The organism is Sphingomonas alpina, assembly GCF_014490665.1.
GTDB classification, from domain to species: Bacteria; Pseudomonadota; Alphaproteobacteria; order Sphingomonadales; family Sphingomonadaceae; genus Sphingomonas; species Sphingomonas alpina.
Genome location: NZ_CP061038.1, coordinates 5,030,574 through 5,046,777, shown reverse-complemented (window position 1 = coordinate 5,046,777; position 16,204 = coordinate 5,030,574). Strand labels below are relative to the sequence as shown.

Annotated in this window: 13 protein-coding genes; 8 read left to right on the top strand and 5 right to left on the bottom strand. The window is 64.5% G+C overall.

Features of this window, described 5'->3' with window-relative positions:
• Nucleotide 1: 1 nt before the first annotated feature.
• From H3Z74_RS23655 to H3Z74_RS23645, 3 genes are all read right to left on the bottom strand, one after another.
• Nucleotides 2-1,492 (bottom strand): amidohydrolase family protein, encoded by a 1,491-nt coding sequence (locus tag H3Z74_RS23655; RefSeq protein WP_229726775.1) that lies wholly within the window; start codon nt 1,490-1,492, stop codon nt 2-4.
• Nucleotides 1,492-3,675: a TonB-dependent siderophore receptor gene (locus tag H3Z74_RS23650; protein ID WP_187761895.1), complete on the bottom strand. Its 2,184-nt coding sequence runs from the start codon at nt 3,673-3,675 to the stop codon at nt 1,492-1,494. Before H3Z74_RS23650 ends, H3Z74_RS23655 begins: the two co-directional genes overlap by 1 nt.
• 133 nt (nt 3,676-3,808) lie before the next feature.
• The gene (locus H3Z74_RS23645) at nt 3,809-4,753 is read right to left on the bottom strand and encodes a MurR/RpiR family transcriptional regulator (protein ID WP_187761894.1); all 945 of its coding nucleotides are present in this window, start codon (nt 4,751-4,753) and stop codon (nt 3,809-3,811) included.
• 227 nt (nt 4,754-4,980) lie between these two features.
• On the opposite strand from H3Z74_RS23645, the gene H3Z74_RS23640 reads away from it, so the two are divergent.
• Genes H3Z74_RS23640 through H3Z74_RS23630 form a run of 3 tightly spaced genes read left to right on the top strand, consistent with a single transcriptional unit; the run spans nt 4,981 to nt 8,491 of the window.
• Nucleotides 4,981-6,078: a YkvI family membrane protein gene (locus H3Z74_RS23640; RefSeq protein WP_187761893.1), complete on the top strand. Its 1,098-nt coding sequence runs from the start codon at nt 4,981-4,983 to the stop codon at nt 6,076-6,078.
• The gene (locus H3Z74_RS23635) at nt 6,078-7,508 is read left to right on the top strand and encodes an amidase family protein (RefSeq protein WP_187761892.1); all 1,431 of its coding nucleotides are present in this window, start codon (nt 6,078-6,080) and stop codon (nt 7,506-7,508) included. Before H3Z74_RS23640 ends, H3Z74_RS23635 begins: the two co-directional genes overlap by 1 nt.
• Complete coding sequence (locus tag H3Z74_RS23630) at nt 7,508-8,491, top strand: dipeptide epimerase (protein ID WP_187761891.1); 984 nt, start codon at nt 7,508-7,510, stop codon at nt 8,489-8,491. Before H3Z74_RS23635 ends, H3Z74_RS23630 begins: the two co-directional genes overlap by 1 nt.
• Before the next feature lie 25 nt (nt 8,492-8,516).
• Here the strand turns inward: H3Z74_RS23630 and dgcN are convergent, their stop codons facing one another.
• Entirely contained in the window at nt 8,517-9,518 is a 1,002-nt protein-coding gene (gene dgcN, locus H3Z74_RS23625; protein WP_187761890.1) for an N-acetyltransferase DgcN, read from the bottom strand.
• A 241-nt stretch (nt 9,519-9,759) separates the two neighbouring features.
• Here dgcN and H3Z74_RS23620 point away from each other — a divergent pair, with 241 nt between their 5' ends.
• Both H3Z74_RS23620 and H3Z74_RS23615 read left to right on the top strand, forming a co-directional pair.
• The gene (locus H3Z74_RS23620) at nt 9,760-10,872 is read left to right on the top strand and encodes a helix-turn-helix domain-containing protein (RefSeq protein WP_187761889.1); all 1,113 of its coding nucleotides are present in this window, start codon (nt 9,760-9,762) and stop codon (nt 10,870-10,872) included.
• A gap of 114 nt (nt 10,873-10,986) precedes the next feature.
• Nucleotides 10,987-11,598, top strand: coding sequence for an FMN-binding negative transcriptional regulator (locus tag H3Z74_RS23615; RefSeq protein ID WP_187761888.1), 612 nt, complete (start codon nt 10,987-10,989; stop codon nt 11,596-11,598).
• 286 nt (nt 11,599-11,884) lie between these two features.
• Here H3Z74_RS23615 and H3Z74_RS23610 read toward each other — a convergent pair whose 3' ends face one another.
• Nucleotides 11,885-12,988 (bottom strand): M23 family metallopeptidase, encoded by a 1,104-nt coding sequence (locus H3Z74_RS23610; protein WP_229726774.1) that lies wholly within the window; start codon nt 12,986-12,988, stop codon nt 11,885-11,887.
• A gap of 25 nt (nt 12,989-13,013) precedes the next feature.
• Here H3Z74_RS23610 and H3Z74_RS24575 point away from each other — a divergent pair, with 25 nt between their 5' ends.
• The 3 genes from H3Z74_RS24575 to icmH all read left to right on the top strand — a co-directional run bounded on the left by H3Z74_RS24575 (nt 13,014) and on the right by icmH (nt 16,200).
• Nucleotides 13,014-13,319, top strand: a complete 306-nt coding sequence (locus H3Z74_RS24575) for a hypothetical protein (protein WP_229726773.1) — start codon at nt 13,014-13,016, stop codon at nt 13,317-13,319.
• Between the two features lie 168 nt (nt 13,320-13,487).
• Nucleotides 13,488-14,792 carry a type VI secretion system baseplate subunit TssK gene (gene tssK / locus H3Z74_RS23605; protein WP_229726772.1) on the top strand — a complete coding sequence of 435 codons (1,305 nt, stop codon included), beginning with the start codon at nt 13,488-13,490 and terminating at the stop codon, nt 14,790-14,792.
• Nucleotides 14,793-15,009: 217 nt separating this feature from the next.
• Nucleotides 15,010-16,200, top strand: a complete 1,191-nt coding sequence (gene icmH / locus H3Z74_RS23600; RefSeq protein WP_229726771.1) for a type IVB secretion system protein IcmH/DotU — start codon at nt 15,010-15,012, stop codon at nt 16,198-16,200.
• The last annotated feature ends 4 nt before the right edge of the window (nt 16,201-16,204 follow it).

Here is a 16,204-nt window from a genome sequence, read left to right as displayed (position 1 = left end):
GTCATCTTCCGAACATCGAATAGACCGGGCGACCTGGTCGCACATCAGGGACAAGCGCACCGCGATCGACCACCAGTGCACCGTTGACCATGACGTATTGGAAGCCGTCCGAGTAGCGCTTGGCATCACCATAGGTCGCTTTGGCACCGACCGTCTTCGGGTCGAACACCACGATATCCGCATCGGCACCGGCCTGCAGCCGACCCTTGCGCCGCATCGACGGCACGAACGCTTCCAGCCGCTGCGCCGGCATCAGCGACATTTTGCGGATCGCCTCGCTCCAGCTCAACACCTGCGTCTCGCGGACATAATGGCCGAGCACCCGTGCGAAGGTGCCAGCCGAGCGGGGATGGCTGTTCGGCCCTTCGATATTGCCGGCATCGCTCGCCACCAACACCAGCGGATCGCGCAATAGTGCGGTGAGCGTCGCCTCTGTGTTCATGTGCATGATCACGCCATCGTCGCCGGTGCCGGAGCGCAGCGCGTCGAATTCCGCCTGAGTCAGGCGCTTGCCGGTGCTGCGCGACTGGAGGTCGCCGACGCTCACACCCCAGCGTTTCTCCCATCCGGGATCGAAGATCACGCTGCGGATCGCATCGACCGAACCATCCCAGGGATAGGCCTCAGTCGAGACATCGATCCCGCGGTCGCGCGCGCCGCGCATCAGTTGCACCATCAGCGGCGCGTCCGACATCGCCATACTGTTGATATGGACGATATGGACACAGGCAGTGGTGATCGCCGCGTTGGCGATGCTTTCCTGGACCGATTCCAACGTGCTGTCCGGTTCGACAAGGCTGCCATAGCGGACATGGGTGAAGACGCAGGTGCGCATCTTCCCGGCGACGCGGGTGACGTCGAGCATTTCCTTGTGCGTGATGCCCGGCGCATATTGCGTGCCGCTGCCGATGCCGACGGCGCCGTCGCGCAGCCCCGCCTCGATCAGCGATGGCAGTCTGGCATAGGCGTCATCAGGGATTGGCTGGTTGATCTCCGCTGCGCTGAAGATCGCGTCCGGATTCTGCGCCGCCTTCAGCGCTGCCGCGTCGCCGCCTTTCTGCAGGAAATAGCGCGCGGCATTATGCCCGACACTGGCACCATAATTGATCAGCGCTTTACCCTGCTGCGCCGCATACCAGGGCTTGACCGGATAGACACCGATCTCGAGCTCGAGCCGGGTGGTGACGCCGTCCTTCGCTTCATAGGTCGCGGTCTCGAAATTGGTGGCGTGGGAATGCAGGTCGATAAAGCCCGGTGCGGCGATCAAGCCGCGCGCGTCGATCATGCGGCGTCCCTGGAGCGGCGCCTCGGTGACCGCGACGATCTTGTCGCCATCGACCGCGATGTTGCGGACCGCGTCGAGGCCGGTTTCCGGGTCGATCGCCCGGACGCCGAGATAGACCAGATCGTGGATCGGCGCCGATTGCGCGCCCACCGGCGCGGCAAGCAGGACCGAGACGAGCATCAACTTGCGGAAGCGCAGGCGGCGCATCAGAATACTGCCCGTAGCGAGAGGGTCACGCTGCGCGGCTCACCGACGATATTGCCGTAGAACAGGGTCTGGTAGTTGTTGATGTAATAATGCTTGTCGAAGATGTTCTTGACGTTGAGCTGTAGCCGCCAGCGGTCGAGATTATAGCCGAGCGAGCCATCTATCAGCGTATAGCCGGGCAGATCGCGGGTCGCATTGTCACTCGCCGTCTTGACCGAGCCGACATAGCGGACGCCGGCGCCGGCGAACACGCCGCCCGCGAAATCATAGCTGGTATAGAGGCTGGCAGTGGTCTTGGGCAGGAAGGTGACGGTCTTGCCGACCATCGTCGGGTCACCATCCTTGCTGATCTTCGGGTCGAGAATGGCAAGGCCGGCATTGACCTGCCACGCCTTGGTCACGCGGCCGATCGCTTCGAATTCCATGCCGCGATAGCGCACTTCGCCAAGCGCCCGGTAACGGTCGAAGCCGTCCGGGCCCTGCTGGTCATAGACGCCCTGATTCGCCTGGCGCAGATCGAACAGCGCACCGGTGAGCAGGATGCGCCGGTCGGGCGAGGCATATTTGGCGCCCAGTTCATATTGCTTGCCGCTGAGCGGCGGCAGGACATTGTCGTTGATGTCGATGGTCAACTGCGGCTGGAAGGATTCGCTGTAGGAAAGATAGACGTTCAGTCCGGCGATCGGCTCAACTGTCGCCGCGGCGCGGTAGCTCATCTGGCCGTCGCCGCTAAAGTCTTGCCACGGACCGTCGTCCGACCGGGTGGAGATGTCGGGCTTGGAATAGGACAGGCCGCCGAGCAGTGTCAGCGGTCCCGCCACTTTCAGCACCGCCTGACCGGACAAGGTGACGAATTTGCGCCGGCGCCGGTCTAGGAAAATATCGCCCGGAAATACCGCCGAGCTGATGATCGCGTCGATCGCCTCCACGCCGTCGAAGATATTGGCGTGCCCTGTCCCGCTGCCGTCGATCAGCGGCAGGCTCTGGTGCACCATCGAGTCAGTGCTCTGATAGATCGCCGAGCCGGAGAGGAAGCTGTCGGACATGCCGAGCGCGTCGAGCTTGTAGATGGTCGAGGCGCCGATGCTGAAATCCTGCTTGTCGTCCTTCAGGACATTCTGGATCTGGAAGGAAAAATCGCCATTGGCCTGGAGATCATAGGCGTACGGCGCCGGACCATGGGTGCCGGTGCGCTGATAATTGGCCTTGAGGCTGATCGACCAGAGCGACGACACTTTCCAGTCAAGCCCGGCATTGACGCGCTTCACGTCGGTGACGAGTTCGAAGTCTTTCGCGCCGATGAAGAAGGACCGGTCGACCGGTGCGGCAGACCCGTCCGCCAGAGTTGGGATTCCGTCGAACGCGGTGCGGCGATAATGTTCGTAGCCGCCATGGACATAGCCGGTAAGGCCGTCGGCGATATCGGCGTCCACGCCGCCATAGAGTACGGTCTTGCTGGAATTGACGTTCTTCATGAAGCTGCCGGCTTCTTCATGCGCGGCAATGCCGATCGCGCGCACCGAGCCTGATGCATTGAGCGCGCCCGCAACCTGCCCTTCCAGCCGCCAGCGTTTCCATGAGCCGCCAAGCAGCTCGACATAATTCGGCGTGTTGGCCTTGGCCTGTTTCGACACCAGGTTGATGATGCCGCCGGGGCTGGCCGCGCCATAGACCACTGACGCCGGGCCCTTGACGATCTCCATCCGTTCGACGGTGGCGTTGTCGGGCTCATAATTGAGCGAGCCGATGGTCAGCCCGTCGAACGCATAGCCCGCCGCGAAGCCACGCAGCTTCACGATCGAGCCGAACCCTTCCTGATTGCCCGCGAACAGCGCGCCCGGCGAATATTGCGCGACCTCTCCCAAGGTCTTGAGGTCGGCCGCGTTGAGGAAATCCTGGCTGACCAGGCTGATCGCCTGCGGTACTTCCTCGATCGGGAGCGGGAGTCCCGTGGTCCCGCTCGTATCTTCGCTCAGATAGCGATAGCCGCTCACCACGATATCGTCGCGCGTCTCGGTTGCGGGCTGCTCGCTTGCCGCAGCCGGCGTGCCGCTGTCCTGTGCCCGCGCAACCCCCGCACAAAGCGCGATCTGGGCCGCCATTCCACTCGCCGCAAGCAGCTGTTTCAGCCGAACGGCACCCCTTTGCCGTCCCGAACCATTGCCTTGTCCCAACGTCGTCATCGCGCCACTCCCCGTCTTTCGTGACCGAAAATGCGGAAGAGACCTGTGGCCGCCCCGCTCCCGGTCTCACGCCGGGCAGGGCGGATAAACAAGCAATGATATATTTCTGTCAATTGTTAGTTTATTTGGAAAACTAACATAGCGGACATTGACCGGCAATCGGACTGTCAGGGCATTCGCTTCCCGGGGGCGGGTGACCGACATAGCCGGTGAAGGTCTGATGAAGGCGGGACAGCTTGTCGAGCCGCTGCTCGACGCCGGCACCGATCAGCTTGATGACGCCGTTGACCATGAGGTTGACGGCGCAGACCAAAGCCACGGGCGAGCTCCAGAACATGCCGGTCTGGGTCGGCACCGCCACCACATGCGGGGTGAATTTGTGCGCCCAGTCGCAGAATGTATCGGTCAGCACGATGAGCGGAATGCCCTCCTGGCTGGCCTGTTCGGAGATAAGATAGGACTGGCGCGAATAGCGCCGAATATCGAGCACGACGAGGCAGGCATCCCCGACATCGCTGGCGAACACATCGGCATAATTGCCGGCTGCGGTATCGACCAGTCGCACCCCGTCGCGCATGAATTGCAGATGGTTGGCAAGCAGGGTGGCGATGCCGCGCTCGGTCTGGAACCCGGCGACGTGCACGACCCGCGACTGCGCGAGCAACGTCACGATATCACCCCAGCCCGGCGTCGCGGCCAGGCGGTATACCGCCATCAGCGCATTGACCTCGCTCTCCAGGCTGCCGTCGAGTTCGCTAGGTTCGCCGGGCGCCTCGACGAATTGCGCGAGTTCCTGCCCGGCGAGCCAGGGCAAGCGCTCGACCAGTCCGTCCTTGAGGTCGTTCTTCAGCGCCTTGAAATGCTTGTAGCCAAGCAGGCGGGAGAAACGCCCAACCGAGATCGCGCTGACGCCGACCTTTTCGGCAAGCGACTCCGCCGTCTCGAATCCCAAGGTTGCGCTGTTGGACAGGATGTGACTGGCGATCGCTCGTTCCACCGTCGTGTAGCCATCGAGCTCCGCTTCGAGTCGCTTGAGGAGCGGTGCCACCGCAACGGCCTGCTCAGCTTCTTTCGACATTCCGTCTCCTTCGCATCATGAGCGGGAAAGACGATGACAGGAATTATGTTAGTTTTTCCAACAAAAATTGAATGGGTGGAAAAAACTATCATCCGATGTCGCCAGTTCGGCATCGCAAAGGCGCATGGATCGACCATGCCGCGTCAACTGGCGTAGCCTAATTGCAAAGCCGCGCACGGATCAATCCTGCAAAGCGACTCGACGGGAGCTCCACGGGAAGGGATTGCATGATCGCGCAACTGCGGCGTCTCGTCGTACCGGGACTCGTCATCCAAGCGGTGCTCGTGGGCGGGGGCTATGCCACGGGACGCGAACTCGTCGAATTCTTCCTGGCAATGGGTCCTGCCTCGGGGCTCGCCGGCATGGCGCTGACTGCGCTGATGTTCAGCGTCAGCGCAATGATTGCATTCGAACTCGCCCGCCGATTCCAGGCGCACGACTATAACAGCTTCATGCGTCTCCTGCTCGGGCGCTGGCGCTGGCTGTTCGAGCTTGGCTATCTCGCCACGCTGACCCTCGTGCTGGCGATCGTATCGGCGGCGTCCAGCGAGTTGCTGCACAGGCTGTGCGGCCTGCCGCCGGTCATCGGCGGCGTCCTGTTCATGCTCGCGGTGGCGATGCTGGTCTTCTTCGGAAACCGGATGGTCGAGCGGGTGATATCGGCCTGGTCGATCATCTTCTACCTCACCTATGGCGCGCTGTTCTTCCTCGTTCTCGCGCGCTTCGGCCCGGCAATGGGCACGGCGATCGCGTCGGAACCGCTGCGCCCGGGCGCGACCTTGTGGAACGCGCTCAGCTATGCCGGCTATAATGTGCCGCTGGTCCCGGTCCTGATCTTCGTCGCGCGCAACTTCGCGACGCGGCGCGAGGCGCTGGTCGCCGGCGCGATCACGGGGCCGCTGGTGCTGCTGCCCGGATTTGCTTTCCTGCTGACATTGTCCGCCTTCTACCCGGCGATCCTGCATGCGCCGCTGCCGATCTCGACGGTCCTCGATCGGCTCGGCACACCGGCGATTACCGTGGCCATTCAACTGGTCGTGCTCGGCGCGCTGATCAAGACCGGGGTGGGGCTGCTCCACGGCTTCAACGAGCGTCTGGCGCGCGCCGCCCTCGAGCGCGACCGGCCGCTGCCGCCGCTGGTGCGCCCAGCGGTCGCGATCATATTGATCCTGGTCGCCGTCTATGCCGCCACGGCGATCGGCCTCGTCGATCTGATCGGCACGGGATACCGCTACAGCGCGCTCTATTTCCTCGCGGTTTTCATCACGCCGCTGCTGACCATCGGTCTCTGGCGGCTCCTCAGGCCCGGACACGGAGAACCATGATGCCGCTACTTGATCGAGACCAGGCCTTTGCAATCGGCCGGCTCGACGCTCACGACCAGGCAGCGCTGGTGGCGCGCGGCGAGGTATCGGCGCGCGAACTGACCGGTGCCGCGATCACGCGGATCGAGCAGCTGGACGGCATGCTCAACATACTGACCGTCAGGGACCATGAAGCGGCCCTGGCGCGTGCCGAAACCGCCACCGGGCCGATGGCCGGCGTGCCCTGGCTGCTCAAGGAAAGTCTCGACTATCCCGGCCTGCCCAACCGCAGCGGATCGCGATCGTTTCGCGATGCCGCTCCGGGCGAGGTCATCTTTCCCTTCACATCGGCTTTCGACGCGACCGGACTGGTCGCGGTCGGCAAGACCAATGCTCCGGAATTCGGGCTGCTGCCGACCACCGAGCCCCTGCTTTACGGCGCGACCCGCAATCCCTGGGCGCTCGACCGCTCACCTGGCGGATCGAGCGGCGGCGCGGCCGCCGCCGTCGCTTCGGGCATGGTGCCGCTGGCACACGCGGCGGATGGCGGCGGGTCGATCCGCATCCCTGCTTCCTGCTGCGGACTGGTCGGACTGAAGCCAGGACGCGGCGCCAATCTGCGCGCCCGCGCGCCGCATGTGATCGAGGACTGGCTGGTCGCCGACACCTTGTTGTCGCGCTCGGTGCGTGACGTGGCCTGGGCCACCGCAATCGCCGCCGGCACATCGGCGCCGGCATGCGTGCCGCCCGGGCGGAAGCTCCGCATTGCTGTGATCCTAGAAAATCTCGACGGCGCGCATCCCGAAACAGAGGTCGCACAGGCAATCACGCGCACTGCCGATCTGTGCGCATCGCTCGGTCATCATGTCGAGGCCGTGCCGCTCCCGGTAGACGGCGCCGCGGTTGCCGCCGCTTTTCGGACGGTCTGGGCCTATCTCTCGCGTGACGCGGTCGGCAGCACGGTCAATCGGCTCGGCCAGCAGGCGGCCGAAGCGATGCTGGAGCCATGGACCTTGTCGCTGGCGGACTGGGGTGCCGGGGTGGAAGCCGGCGATGTCGATGCGCTGTTCCGGGACGCCGCGCACGCGACGGCACAGCTCGATGCCTTCTTCACCCAATTCGATCTCATTCTCTCGCCTGTGCTGCGCCGCCCGGCACTGAAGATCGGCGACCTCGCGCCGACGCGCCCGTTCGATCACATGATGCAGCTGATGTTCGACTATGTCTCCTACACTCAACTGCACAATCTCACCGGCAATCCGGCGATCTCGCTGCCGCTCTACCTGGGCAGTGACGGGGTGCCGATCGGCAGCATGTTCGCCGCTTCACGGGGCGAGGAAACGCTGCTCCTCCAGCTCGGATTCGAGCTTGAACAGGCGGTGCCCTGGGCCGATCGCTGGCCGGCACAGTCGATCGCCGGCACTCTCGCGTTCAGCGAGGAGATGCACTGATGCAGGTCAAGCTGTCGATCGAGCCATGGCAGACCGTTCATCCCTTCCGGATCTCCGGCCTCGAGATCACGGCGATCGACTTCCTTGTCGTTGAGTTGAGCCGGGACGGCCGGACCGGACGCGGCGAGGCAGCCGGCGTCGGGTATCGCAACGATCTTCCGCCGACGATGATCCCGCAGATCGAAGCGATCCTGCCCGCATTGGAGCGCGGCATGGACCGTGAAGAGCTCAATATTCTTTTGCCGGCGTGCGGCGCGCGCAACGCGCTGGACTGTGCGATGTGGGAGCTGGAAGCGCGTCTTGCCGGCCGGCCGGTGTGGAGCCTGGCCGGACTCGAGCCGCCCCGGCCGGTCGAAACGGTGTTCACCATCGGCGTCGATACGCCGGAGACCATGGCGCTGCGCGCGACCGAATTGTCCCAGGCGCGGCGGCTCAAGCTCAAATTTTCCGGCGATGGCGGCGATGCGGAGCGGCTGCGCGCCGTACGGGCGGCACGGCCCGAGGTCTGGCTCGGCGTCGACGCCAATCGCGGGCTGACCGTGGCAAGCTGCACCGAGCTGGTGCCCGTGCTGGTCGAATGCGGCGTTGCGTTGCTCGAACAACCGCTAGCCCTGGGCCAGGAGGCACAGATGGCGCTGCTCGATTTGCCAATCCCGGTTGCGGCCGACGAAAGCGTTCAGGAGATTGTCGACCTTGAGCGGCTGGTCGGCCTGTTCGACATCATCAACATCAAGCTCGACAAATGCGGCGGCCTGACTCACGCGCTGGCGATGGAACGCGCGGCGCGCGCACTCGGCTTCCAAGTGATGATCGGCAATATGCTGGGGACCAGCTGGTCGCATGCGCCCGCCTGGCTGGTTGCGCAGCGCTGCGATCATGTCGACCTGGACGGGCCCACTTTGCTCAGAGGCGATCGTGAACCCGCGCTCTTTTACAGCGACGGCAAGGTTCATTGCCCCGATCAGGTCTGGGGCAGCGGCTGATCCCACCGCTCCCCTCACCCGTCGCTCAGCTTTTCGGAAGATCCAGCGCATCGACGATCGGTCCGGCACCGTGCCGCAGTGGATCGCAGCACGGCAGGCCAATTTCCGCCTCGATCCGGGTGCGCGCTGCGTCCGCTTCATCCGGCGACATGCGCGACGTGTTGATGCTGACCGCGACCATCTTCGCGGCGGGATTGGTCAGCCGTGCGGCCGCAACGTTCATCGCGATGCAGTCGGCAAGCGGCGGGATGACATAATCCAGCCCGAGCAAATGCGTGCGGATCGGTTCGTGGCACAGCACCAGCGCGTCGGGCTGCGAGCCATGGATCAGGCCCAGCGTGACGCCGGCATAGGCAGGATGGCCAAGTGCGCCCTGCCCTTCGACGATATCCCAATGATCAGCCGCGGCATCGGGCGAGAGCCATTCCGCCGCGCCCGCGATGAAATCGGCGATTACCGCATCGATCACCACGCCCCGCCCGGCGATCATCAGCCCGGTCTGGCCAGTCGCCCGGAAATCGGCATCATGCCCGCGTGCGCGCATCTCGCGCTCGATTGCCAGGGCAGTGTATTTCTTCCCGACCACGCAGTCGATGCCGACGGTCAGCAACCGCTTTCCGTTGCGTTTGGCCCCATTGCCCACCGAAAAACCGCGGGTCGGCTGCCTCACGTCGTGAATGGTCCGGCCCAGCCGGTCGGCCGCCGCGCGGATCGCCGGGATATCGCCGAGGCGCTGATGCAGCCCGGCCCCCACGTCGAGGCCGGCCTCGAGCGCGGCAATGATCGACGCCTGCCAGTTCTCCGGCATGAATCCGCCGACATTCACCACGCCCACGATCATCGTCTGCGCGCCCCGCGCCACCGCCTCGACCGGATCCATATCGGGCAAGCCGACATCGGCGGCACAGCCGGGCAGCCTGAACTGGCCGAGACAGAGTTCGGGGCGCCATTGCGCGAGCCCGGCGGCGGTTTTGTCCGTACCCTGAAGGACCGTGTCGCCGAGAAAGAGAAGATAGGGTGCGCGCATGATAGCTCCGTGATTTCACAAGGTCGCTGCCGTCATGTCGAGGATCGCAGAGTGGAGCTTTGCGCCGAAGCGCGTGCACTTAGCCGATGGGTGCAGAAACCACATTGCTAAGAATCGGAGTCGATATGCTAAATAGCGTGCGCGGACCGGCCTAGCCTGACTCGCTTGAGAACAGGACGGCATGTCATTGCCGCATCATGGTCCAGCCCAGGCAACGTCCATGGGATCGAGGAATCCGCGCATGCCCAACCCGATTTACTCGCGCCCAGAATTGCCGACGACGCGCAGCCTCGACGAAATGCTTCATCAGGCCGAGGCGCACAGCGAAGCGCCATCGCTCGTCACGCGTACCGCCGACGGCTGGTCGCGGTCATTGAGCACCGGGGCCGGCTTTCGCTACGACTATGATATCAATATCGCTCAGGGCGGCTGGGAATTTCACCAGCTCGATGCCGGAATATCGGTGGCGATCACCGATATGGTGCCAGTGACAACAACGATCCGCCGGCATCTGTCGACCGACTGCCTGGTCTTCACCGTGATGGTCGACGGTTCGATCCCGATCAGACTGAGCGAAGGGGACGATACTGCGTCGGAGATGACCACCGGCTTCTGCACCGTCTATGGGCTGAAACAGGGCGACAGCCTGGAAACGCACTATGAATCCGGCCGCCATTTGCGCTGGTGGAGCGTGTTCCTGGACCGGAAGCATTTCTTCCGGACGATGCAGCTCGACGACTCCGATCCCCCGGCCGGTATCGCCGACTTCATCGTTCGCGGCAGCGCGCTGCCACATCGCAACGTCGCGCTGTCGCCAAGTGCCGTGCTCGTCGTCCGCCAGGTCCTCGAGCAGCCGTTCCAGAACGGGCTACGGCGCGCATTTCTCTCCGCCAAAGCGCGCGAATTCGCTTGTCACATTCTCACTGCACTCTCCGATCGTGAAGAGACAAACGCACAGGGCGATATCGGCTTCTCCGCGGCGGATCATGAGAAGATCAAGGCCGCCTGGCGTTTGCTGCGCAAGACCCTGGATCGACCGCCCAATGTCCGGGAAATTGCCGAGACCGTCGGGCTTACACGGCAACGGCTGCAGCATGGCTTCCGTCTCGTTTACGGCGATACCGTCGGCCGGGTGCGCGACAAATTGCGCATGGAACTCGCGCTCGATCTGGTCTGCGATTCACAAGCATCGATGATCGAGATCACGCTCGAGACGGGCTATGAGCATCCGGCAAGCTTCACCCGCGCCTTCAAATTCACTTTCGGCATGTCCCCGATCCAGATGCGCCGCACCGCCCAGGACGGGTTGCGGATGCGGATCAAGGGCGCGCGCGAGGCGCTGCGGAGCCATTGATCACTCTTTGCGGGCGCAAGGCCGGGTGACGCCTGCCCAGCTGCCGAGCGTCATTTGCAAAGAACCGGATCCTGTTCGACAAGAGCGAAAGCGTCGGGTGCGGCACAAAAGAGCGTGGCAGGCCGATATCAACCTCTCCATCCCCAGGACATCGCGCAACTCATCCGCGACCACCCACTTGCCTTTGTCGTTTCGGGCTGGAGCGGCTCGCCTACCGCAACCTCCCTGCCGCTGCTCGCGGAAACCGACACGGACGGACATATCGTTTCGCTGCTTGGCCATTTCGCGCGCGCCAATCCGCAGCTGCGCAGCCTGAAACAAGACCCTCGCGCGCTGATCCTGTTTCAGGGACCGCAGGGATATATCTCGCCCGAGGGCCTCTCCAACCGTGACTGGGCGCCGACCTGGAATTATGCGACGCTGCAGTTCGAAACCGAGATCATGCTGGTGCCCGAAGCGAATGACGATGCGCTGGTGCGACTGATCGCGACGATGGAGGAAGGACGCGACCCGCCCTGGACGCAGGCCGAGATGGGCGCGCGCTACGAAAAGCTCGCGCGCCATGTCGTCGCCTTCCGCGCCACCGTCCGCTCGGCACGCGCGATCTTCAAGCTCGGCCAGGATGAGCGGCGCGAGACCTTTGGCGAAATCATGAACTGGCTGGAGGACAGTCCGTTGCGCCAGCTCATGGCGGTACAAAATCCGGATGCGCATGACGTCGGCTAATCGATATCGGGCGACAGGGCTGCGGGGGCGCGGCGAGAGATATGGGACACCCCTTGTGTCGTATTTCCGCGCGAGCGGGCGTAACCGGCCGTCGATCGCGATAAATCTCATGATCATCAAGTATTACAATGTGTTACTTGGTACTACATCAATTCCTGGTATAAGCGATATCGATGGGAGACCCCATTCTGCTATCCATGAAATTTATAGCTGGGCCACCCGACGTGCCGAATCCCCTGTTGTTGGCGTAAAAATCCAGCGTCGAATGGCCGGGCCGTCGGCCCGACTATTCGGCAGCGGCGCGCTGCGTGTCGATGGCGTTGCGCACGCTGCGGAAAGCCGCCAGCGCCTTGCCGGAGAGCGTGCGTCCGGTGCCGGTATCGATCGACAGCGGATTCACCGGCTGGCCGTCGATATGCACCTCGTAATGCAGATGCGGGCCGGTGGAGCGGCCGGTCGTGCCGACTTCGCCGATCTGCTGGCCCTGCACGACGCGCATGCCCGGCGCCACCCCCGCCAGGATGCGGTTCATGTGCAGGTATAATGTTTCCCAGCCATTATCATGGTGCAGCTTCACGAAATTGCCGTTCGCCCCCTTGGGCCCGGCAAACACGACGGTGGCATCGCCGGAGGCATAGATCGGCGTGCCGGTCGGCGCCGCGAAATCGGTGCCGCGATGCATCTTGGCATATCCCAGGATCGGATGATCGCGCATGCCGAAGCCCGAGCTGATCCGCGCCGCCTCCACCGGCGTGCGCATCAGGGCGCGCCGGGTGCTGCGGCCATTGCTGTCGAACCATTCCGCCTGCGCCTCGCCCGGCGCACGGAAGCGGTACAGGGCGCGCGACTTGGCGGCGGTGGACAGCGAGGCATAGACCAGCACCGGCGCGCCCACTTCCTCGCCCGCGCTGTTATAGCCCTGCTCGAAGCCGGCCTCGATGATGTCGCCGGGCGCCACTTCGCGCTGCAGATCGAAATCGAACTGGAAAGCATTGGCAAAGTCGCTGACGATTGCGTCGCTGACGCCGGCCGCCACCGCCGAGCTGTAGAAGCTCTGTGCGTCGAGTTCGCCGCGCACGATGCGCAGCTTGCGCGACAGCTGGGCTACCTGCCGCGTTTCTGCCAGGCTGCCATCGCTCCGTGCGGTCAGCGTTATGCCGGTGCCATCCGACCTGGTTGCCGTCAGCTGCTCGAGATGAAGCCCGTCTGGCGTTGTCCGATAGTCGAACGAAACCCTTATTTCACCCGATTTGACACCCAGCGCCGCCGCCGTCCGTCGCGCCACGGCGTCGGCATCAGCGCGTGCGAAGCCGGCGGCAAGCAGGTTCGGCGCCAGATCCACAATGCCCGGCACGACGATCGTACTGCTCTTGCCGTCCGGCGCAGCCATTGGTCCCGGACCCGGCGCGGATATCGTGGCGGCCGGCTGGGGGCCGGCGGGGCGCGCCGACCAGGCGGCGATCGCGCCCAGCAGCAGGATCGCAGCGCTCGATCCAGGCGCCGCGTACCACCGCATCCCACCGGCTCCACCTGAAGGGACAGCGCGAACCGGCGGCACGGCCGATCGCGCCGTCCTGGATGACGCCGGCGCTGCCGAGGACGGGGCGGCGGGAGCCGCAATCCAGGTACGCGGATCGAAGGATGGCGATTCGGCGTCCGCACCGCGCGATCGTTTCCCCGGCGCAGCACTCCAGGACCGCGGGTCGTGTGACGGCTCGTGATCGTCGGTTTCGCTCACAGAACCCTTCCCGTCACCGATTAAGCTATTGCCCAGCCTTGGCTCTGCGGCAATAACCGATCGTGCGTACGTGGGCGATTCAGCGCACGAACGCCAGTTGCGCTGGGGAAGACGATTGACTGGAAAAAACCGGGTCGCCTGGCACGAGGGCATGTTCCTCCGTCCGCAGCATTTTCAGGCTCAGGACCGTTTTACCGAAGCGCAGCTCCGTGCCCGGGTCGATACGATTCGGCCCTGGCCATGGGGCCTGACCGAGCTGGTGATCGACGAAGATCTGGCGACGATCGGCAAATTTGCCATCCAGCGCGCGTCCGGCGTGCTTCCCGACGGTACCCCATTCGCCATTCCCGACGATATTCCGCCGCCCGAACCGCTGGATGTCCCGGGTGACGCGCGCGATGCGCTCGTCTCGCTCACCTTGCCGGCAAGCCAGCTGGGCAGCGTCCAGTTCCGCGATACCGAGACCCGGTCGCAGGATGCCCGTTATCTGGTGACGGAAGCCGAGATCGCCGACGCCTATTCGGAGGACCGGACCAGCGAGCCGATCGGCCTGGGCCGGCCGAATCTGCGCTATGGCATCACCCGCGATCAGACTTATGGCCGCGTATCGCTTGGGCTGGCCCGCATTCGCGAGGTCCAGAACAAGGGGCTGATGTTCGACGACCGCTATATTCCGCCAACCCTCGACATTGCGGCGGCGACGCGGCTTGGCGGCGGCCTGGCGGATATCGTCGGTCGCGCGCAGCAACGCAGCGGAGAATTGGCGATCCGCGCGGTCGAGGCGACCGATGGCGGATCGGATACCTTTGCCAGCTTCCTGCTGCTGCAGGCGCTGAATCGCTGGATCCCGGTGCTGGAACATCTCCAGTTCCTGCCGACCGTCCATCCCGAACGATTGTACGAGGCGCTGACTTCGATGGCGGGTGAGCTGGCGACGCTGATCCGGCCCGAGCGCCGGGCTCCGCCCCTGCCGCGCTACGATCATGAAAATCCGCAAATCTGCTTCGAGCCGGTGTTCGACCTGCTCCAGTCGATGCTGTCGGCTGTGTTCGAGCGCTCGGCCCTGCAGCTGCCGCTCGAGCTGGCGGGTCCCGGCGCCTATGTGTCGAAGATCACCGATCATCAGCTCTACAAGACCGGCTATTTCTACCTCGCGGTCGCTGCTGCCGCGCCGGTAGAGGAAATCCGCGGATTGTTTCCGTCGGTCGCCAAGATCGGGCCGGTCCAGAAGATGCGGCAGATCGTCGATTCGGCGCTGCCCGGCGTTCCGCTGCGCCATACCCCGACCCCGCCGCCGCAGCTGCGCATCCTGCCCGGATTCGTCTATTTCGAGCTCGATCGCGGCGTGCCCGACTGGCAGGAATTCGCCACCGCCACAGCACTGGGCCTGCATGTCGCGGGTGACTGGCCACAGCTCAAGCTCGAATTGTGGTGCGTAAAGAAGACGACGAGATGAGCGGCGACGATGGAGACAAGACCGTATTCCGGCCGTCTCCGCTGCAGAATCTGAAGCGTGGCGATGGACCCGGGCAACCCGCCGGCGCCGCGCCCCCCGCCTTCCCCCCGCTCCGCCGCAACCCGATGGCGGATATGGCGCGCCGCCGCCACTGTCGCGGTCAAGCGCGGTCCCGGCCGGATCGCCGCTCGCCCCCTCGCGGCTTGCCGAGGACGATGTGCCGTTGCCGGCGACGGCACAAACCATCCGCAACATCATGCTGGCCGAGGCCGAGCCGGTACTTGCCCTGATCGCAAGCGTGCGCAGCGGACGGGTGCGGATGGCGATGCCCGACCTTCACCGGCAATGCACGCAGGCGGTCGCCCGGTTCGAGCGCGCGATTCAGCCGCATTATTCCGAAGAGCAGCGGCAGCGGGCCAAATATGCCGTCTGTGCGACGGTTGACGATATCGCGCAGAACCTGCCGGGCATCGGCATCGACGGTGCGGAATGGGCGCGGCGGTCGATGGTCGTGACCTTTTTCCAGGAAAATATCGGCGGCGACCGCTTCTGGCAGCTGGTCGATGACATGCTGCGCGTGCCGCATGACAATCTCGACCTGGTCGAGCTGTACCATGCCTGCCTTGCCGCAGGGTTCGAAGGACGGTTCCGGGTGATGCCGGACGGGCGACGACGGCTGCACGAGATCATGACCCGGCTGCAAGGCGCACTGCCGCATGTCCGTTCGCTGTCGCAGGTCGAGCTGGTACCGGACTGGCGCGGCGAGAAGGCGCCCGCGGCGCGGATCGGCTGGAGCATATTGGCGCTGGCCGCGGCCGGCGCCGCGGCTCTGCTGCTGCTGCTCTACATCATCCTGCGCCTGATGCTGATGTCGAGCGGTGAATCGCCGTCCGACCGGCTGGCGGCATTGACCCCGGATGCACGCCTGACCTTGTCCCGTCCCGCTGCGGCAATGGCCGCCGCCGACAGTGCGCAGGCGACCGCGCTCAAGCGTTTCCTGGCACCGGAAATCCGCGAAGGCCTGGTCAAGGTCGAGGAGGACGCGCAGACCGTGCGGGTGAGGACGACGGTCGGGCAGCTGTTCAAATCCGGCTCCGACGCGCTCGAACCCGGTCGCGAAACCCTGTTCCACCGCATCGGACGCGCGGTAGAGGAAGAACGTGGCAGCGTGACGATCGAAGGCCATGCCGACAACGACAAGGTATCGACGGTGCAATTCCCCGACAATATGGCGCTGTCCGAAGCGCGGGCCGAGACGGTCGGCGCGCTGATCCGGAGCGACCTGACCGATCCGTCGCGAGTCACGACCAAGGGATTGGGCGAGACGGTGCCGATCGCCCCGAACAGCACGGCCGACGGCAAATCCCTGAACCGGCGTGTCGAAATCATCGTGCCGCGGCGGTATTGATCCG

Excerpts from the sequence above, each read along its gene's own strand:
- H3Z74_RS23655 (WP_229726775.1), bottom strand. The coding sequence starts at position 1,492 with ATGCGCCGCCTGCGCTTCCGCAAGTTGATGCTCGTCTCGGTCCTGCTT.
- H3Z74_RS23650 (WP_187761895.1), bottom strand. The coding sequence starts at position 3,675 with ATGACGACGTTGGGACAAGGCAATGGTTCGGGACGGCAAAGGGGTGCC.
- H3Z74_RS23645 (WP_187761894.1), bottom strand. The coding sequence starts at position 4,753 with ATGTCGAAAGAAGCTGAGCAGGCCGTTGCGGTGGCACCGCTCCTCAAG.
- H3Z74_RS23640 (WP_187761893.1), top strand. The coding sequence starts at position 4,981 with ATGATCGCGCAACTGCGGCGTCTCGTCGTACCGGGACTCGTCATCCAA.
- H3Z74_RS23635 (WP_187761892.1), top strand. The coding sequence starts at position 6,078 with ATGCCGCTACTTGATCGAGACCAGGCCTTTGCAATCGGCCGGCTCGAC.
- H3Z74_RS23630 (WP_187761891.1), top strand. The coding sequence starts at position 7,508 with ATGCAGGTCAAGCTGTCGATCGAGCCATGGCAGACCGTTCATCCCTTC.
- dgcN (WP_187761890.1), bottom strand. The coding sequence starts at position 9,518 with ATGCGCGCACCCTATCTTCTCTTTCTCGGCGACACGGTCCTTCAGGGT.
- H3Z74_RS23620 (WP_187761889.1), top strand. The coding sequence starts at position 9,760 with ATGCCCAACCCGATTTACTCGCGCCCAGAATTGCCGACGACGCGCAGC.
- H3Z74_RS23610 (WP_229726774.1), bottom strand. The coding sequence starts at position 12,988 with ATGGCTGCGCCGGACGGCAAGAGCAGTACGATCGTCGTGCCGGGCATT.
- tssK (WP_229726772.1), top strand. The coding sequence starts at position 13,488 with ATGTTCCTCCGTCCGCAGCATTTTCAGGCTCAGGACCGTTTTACCGAA.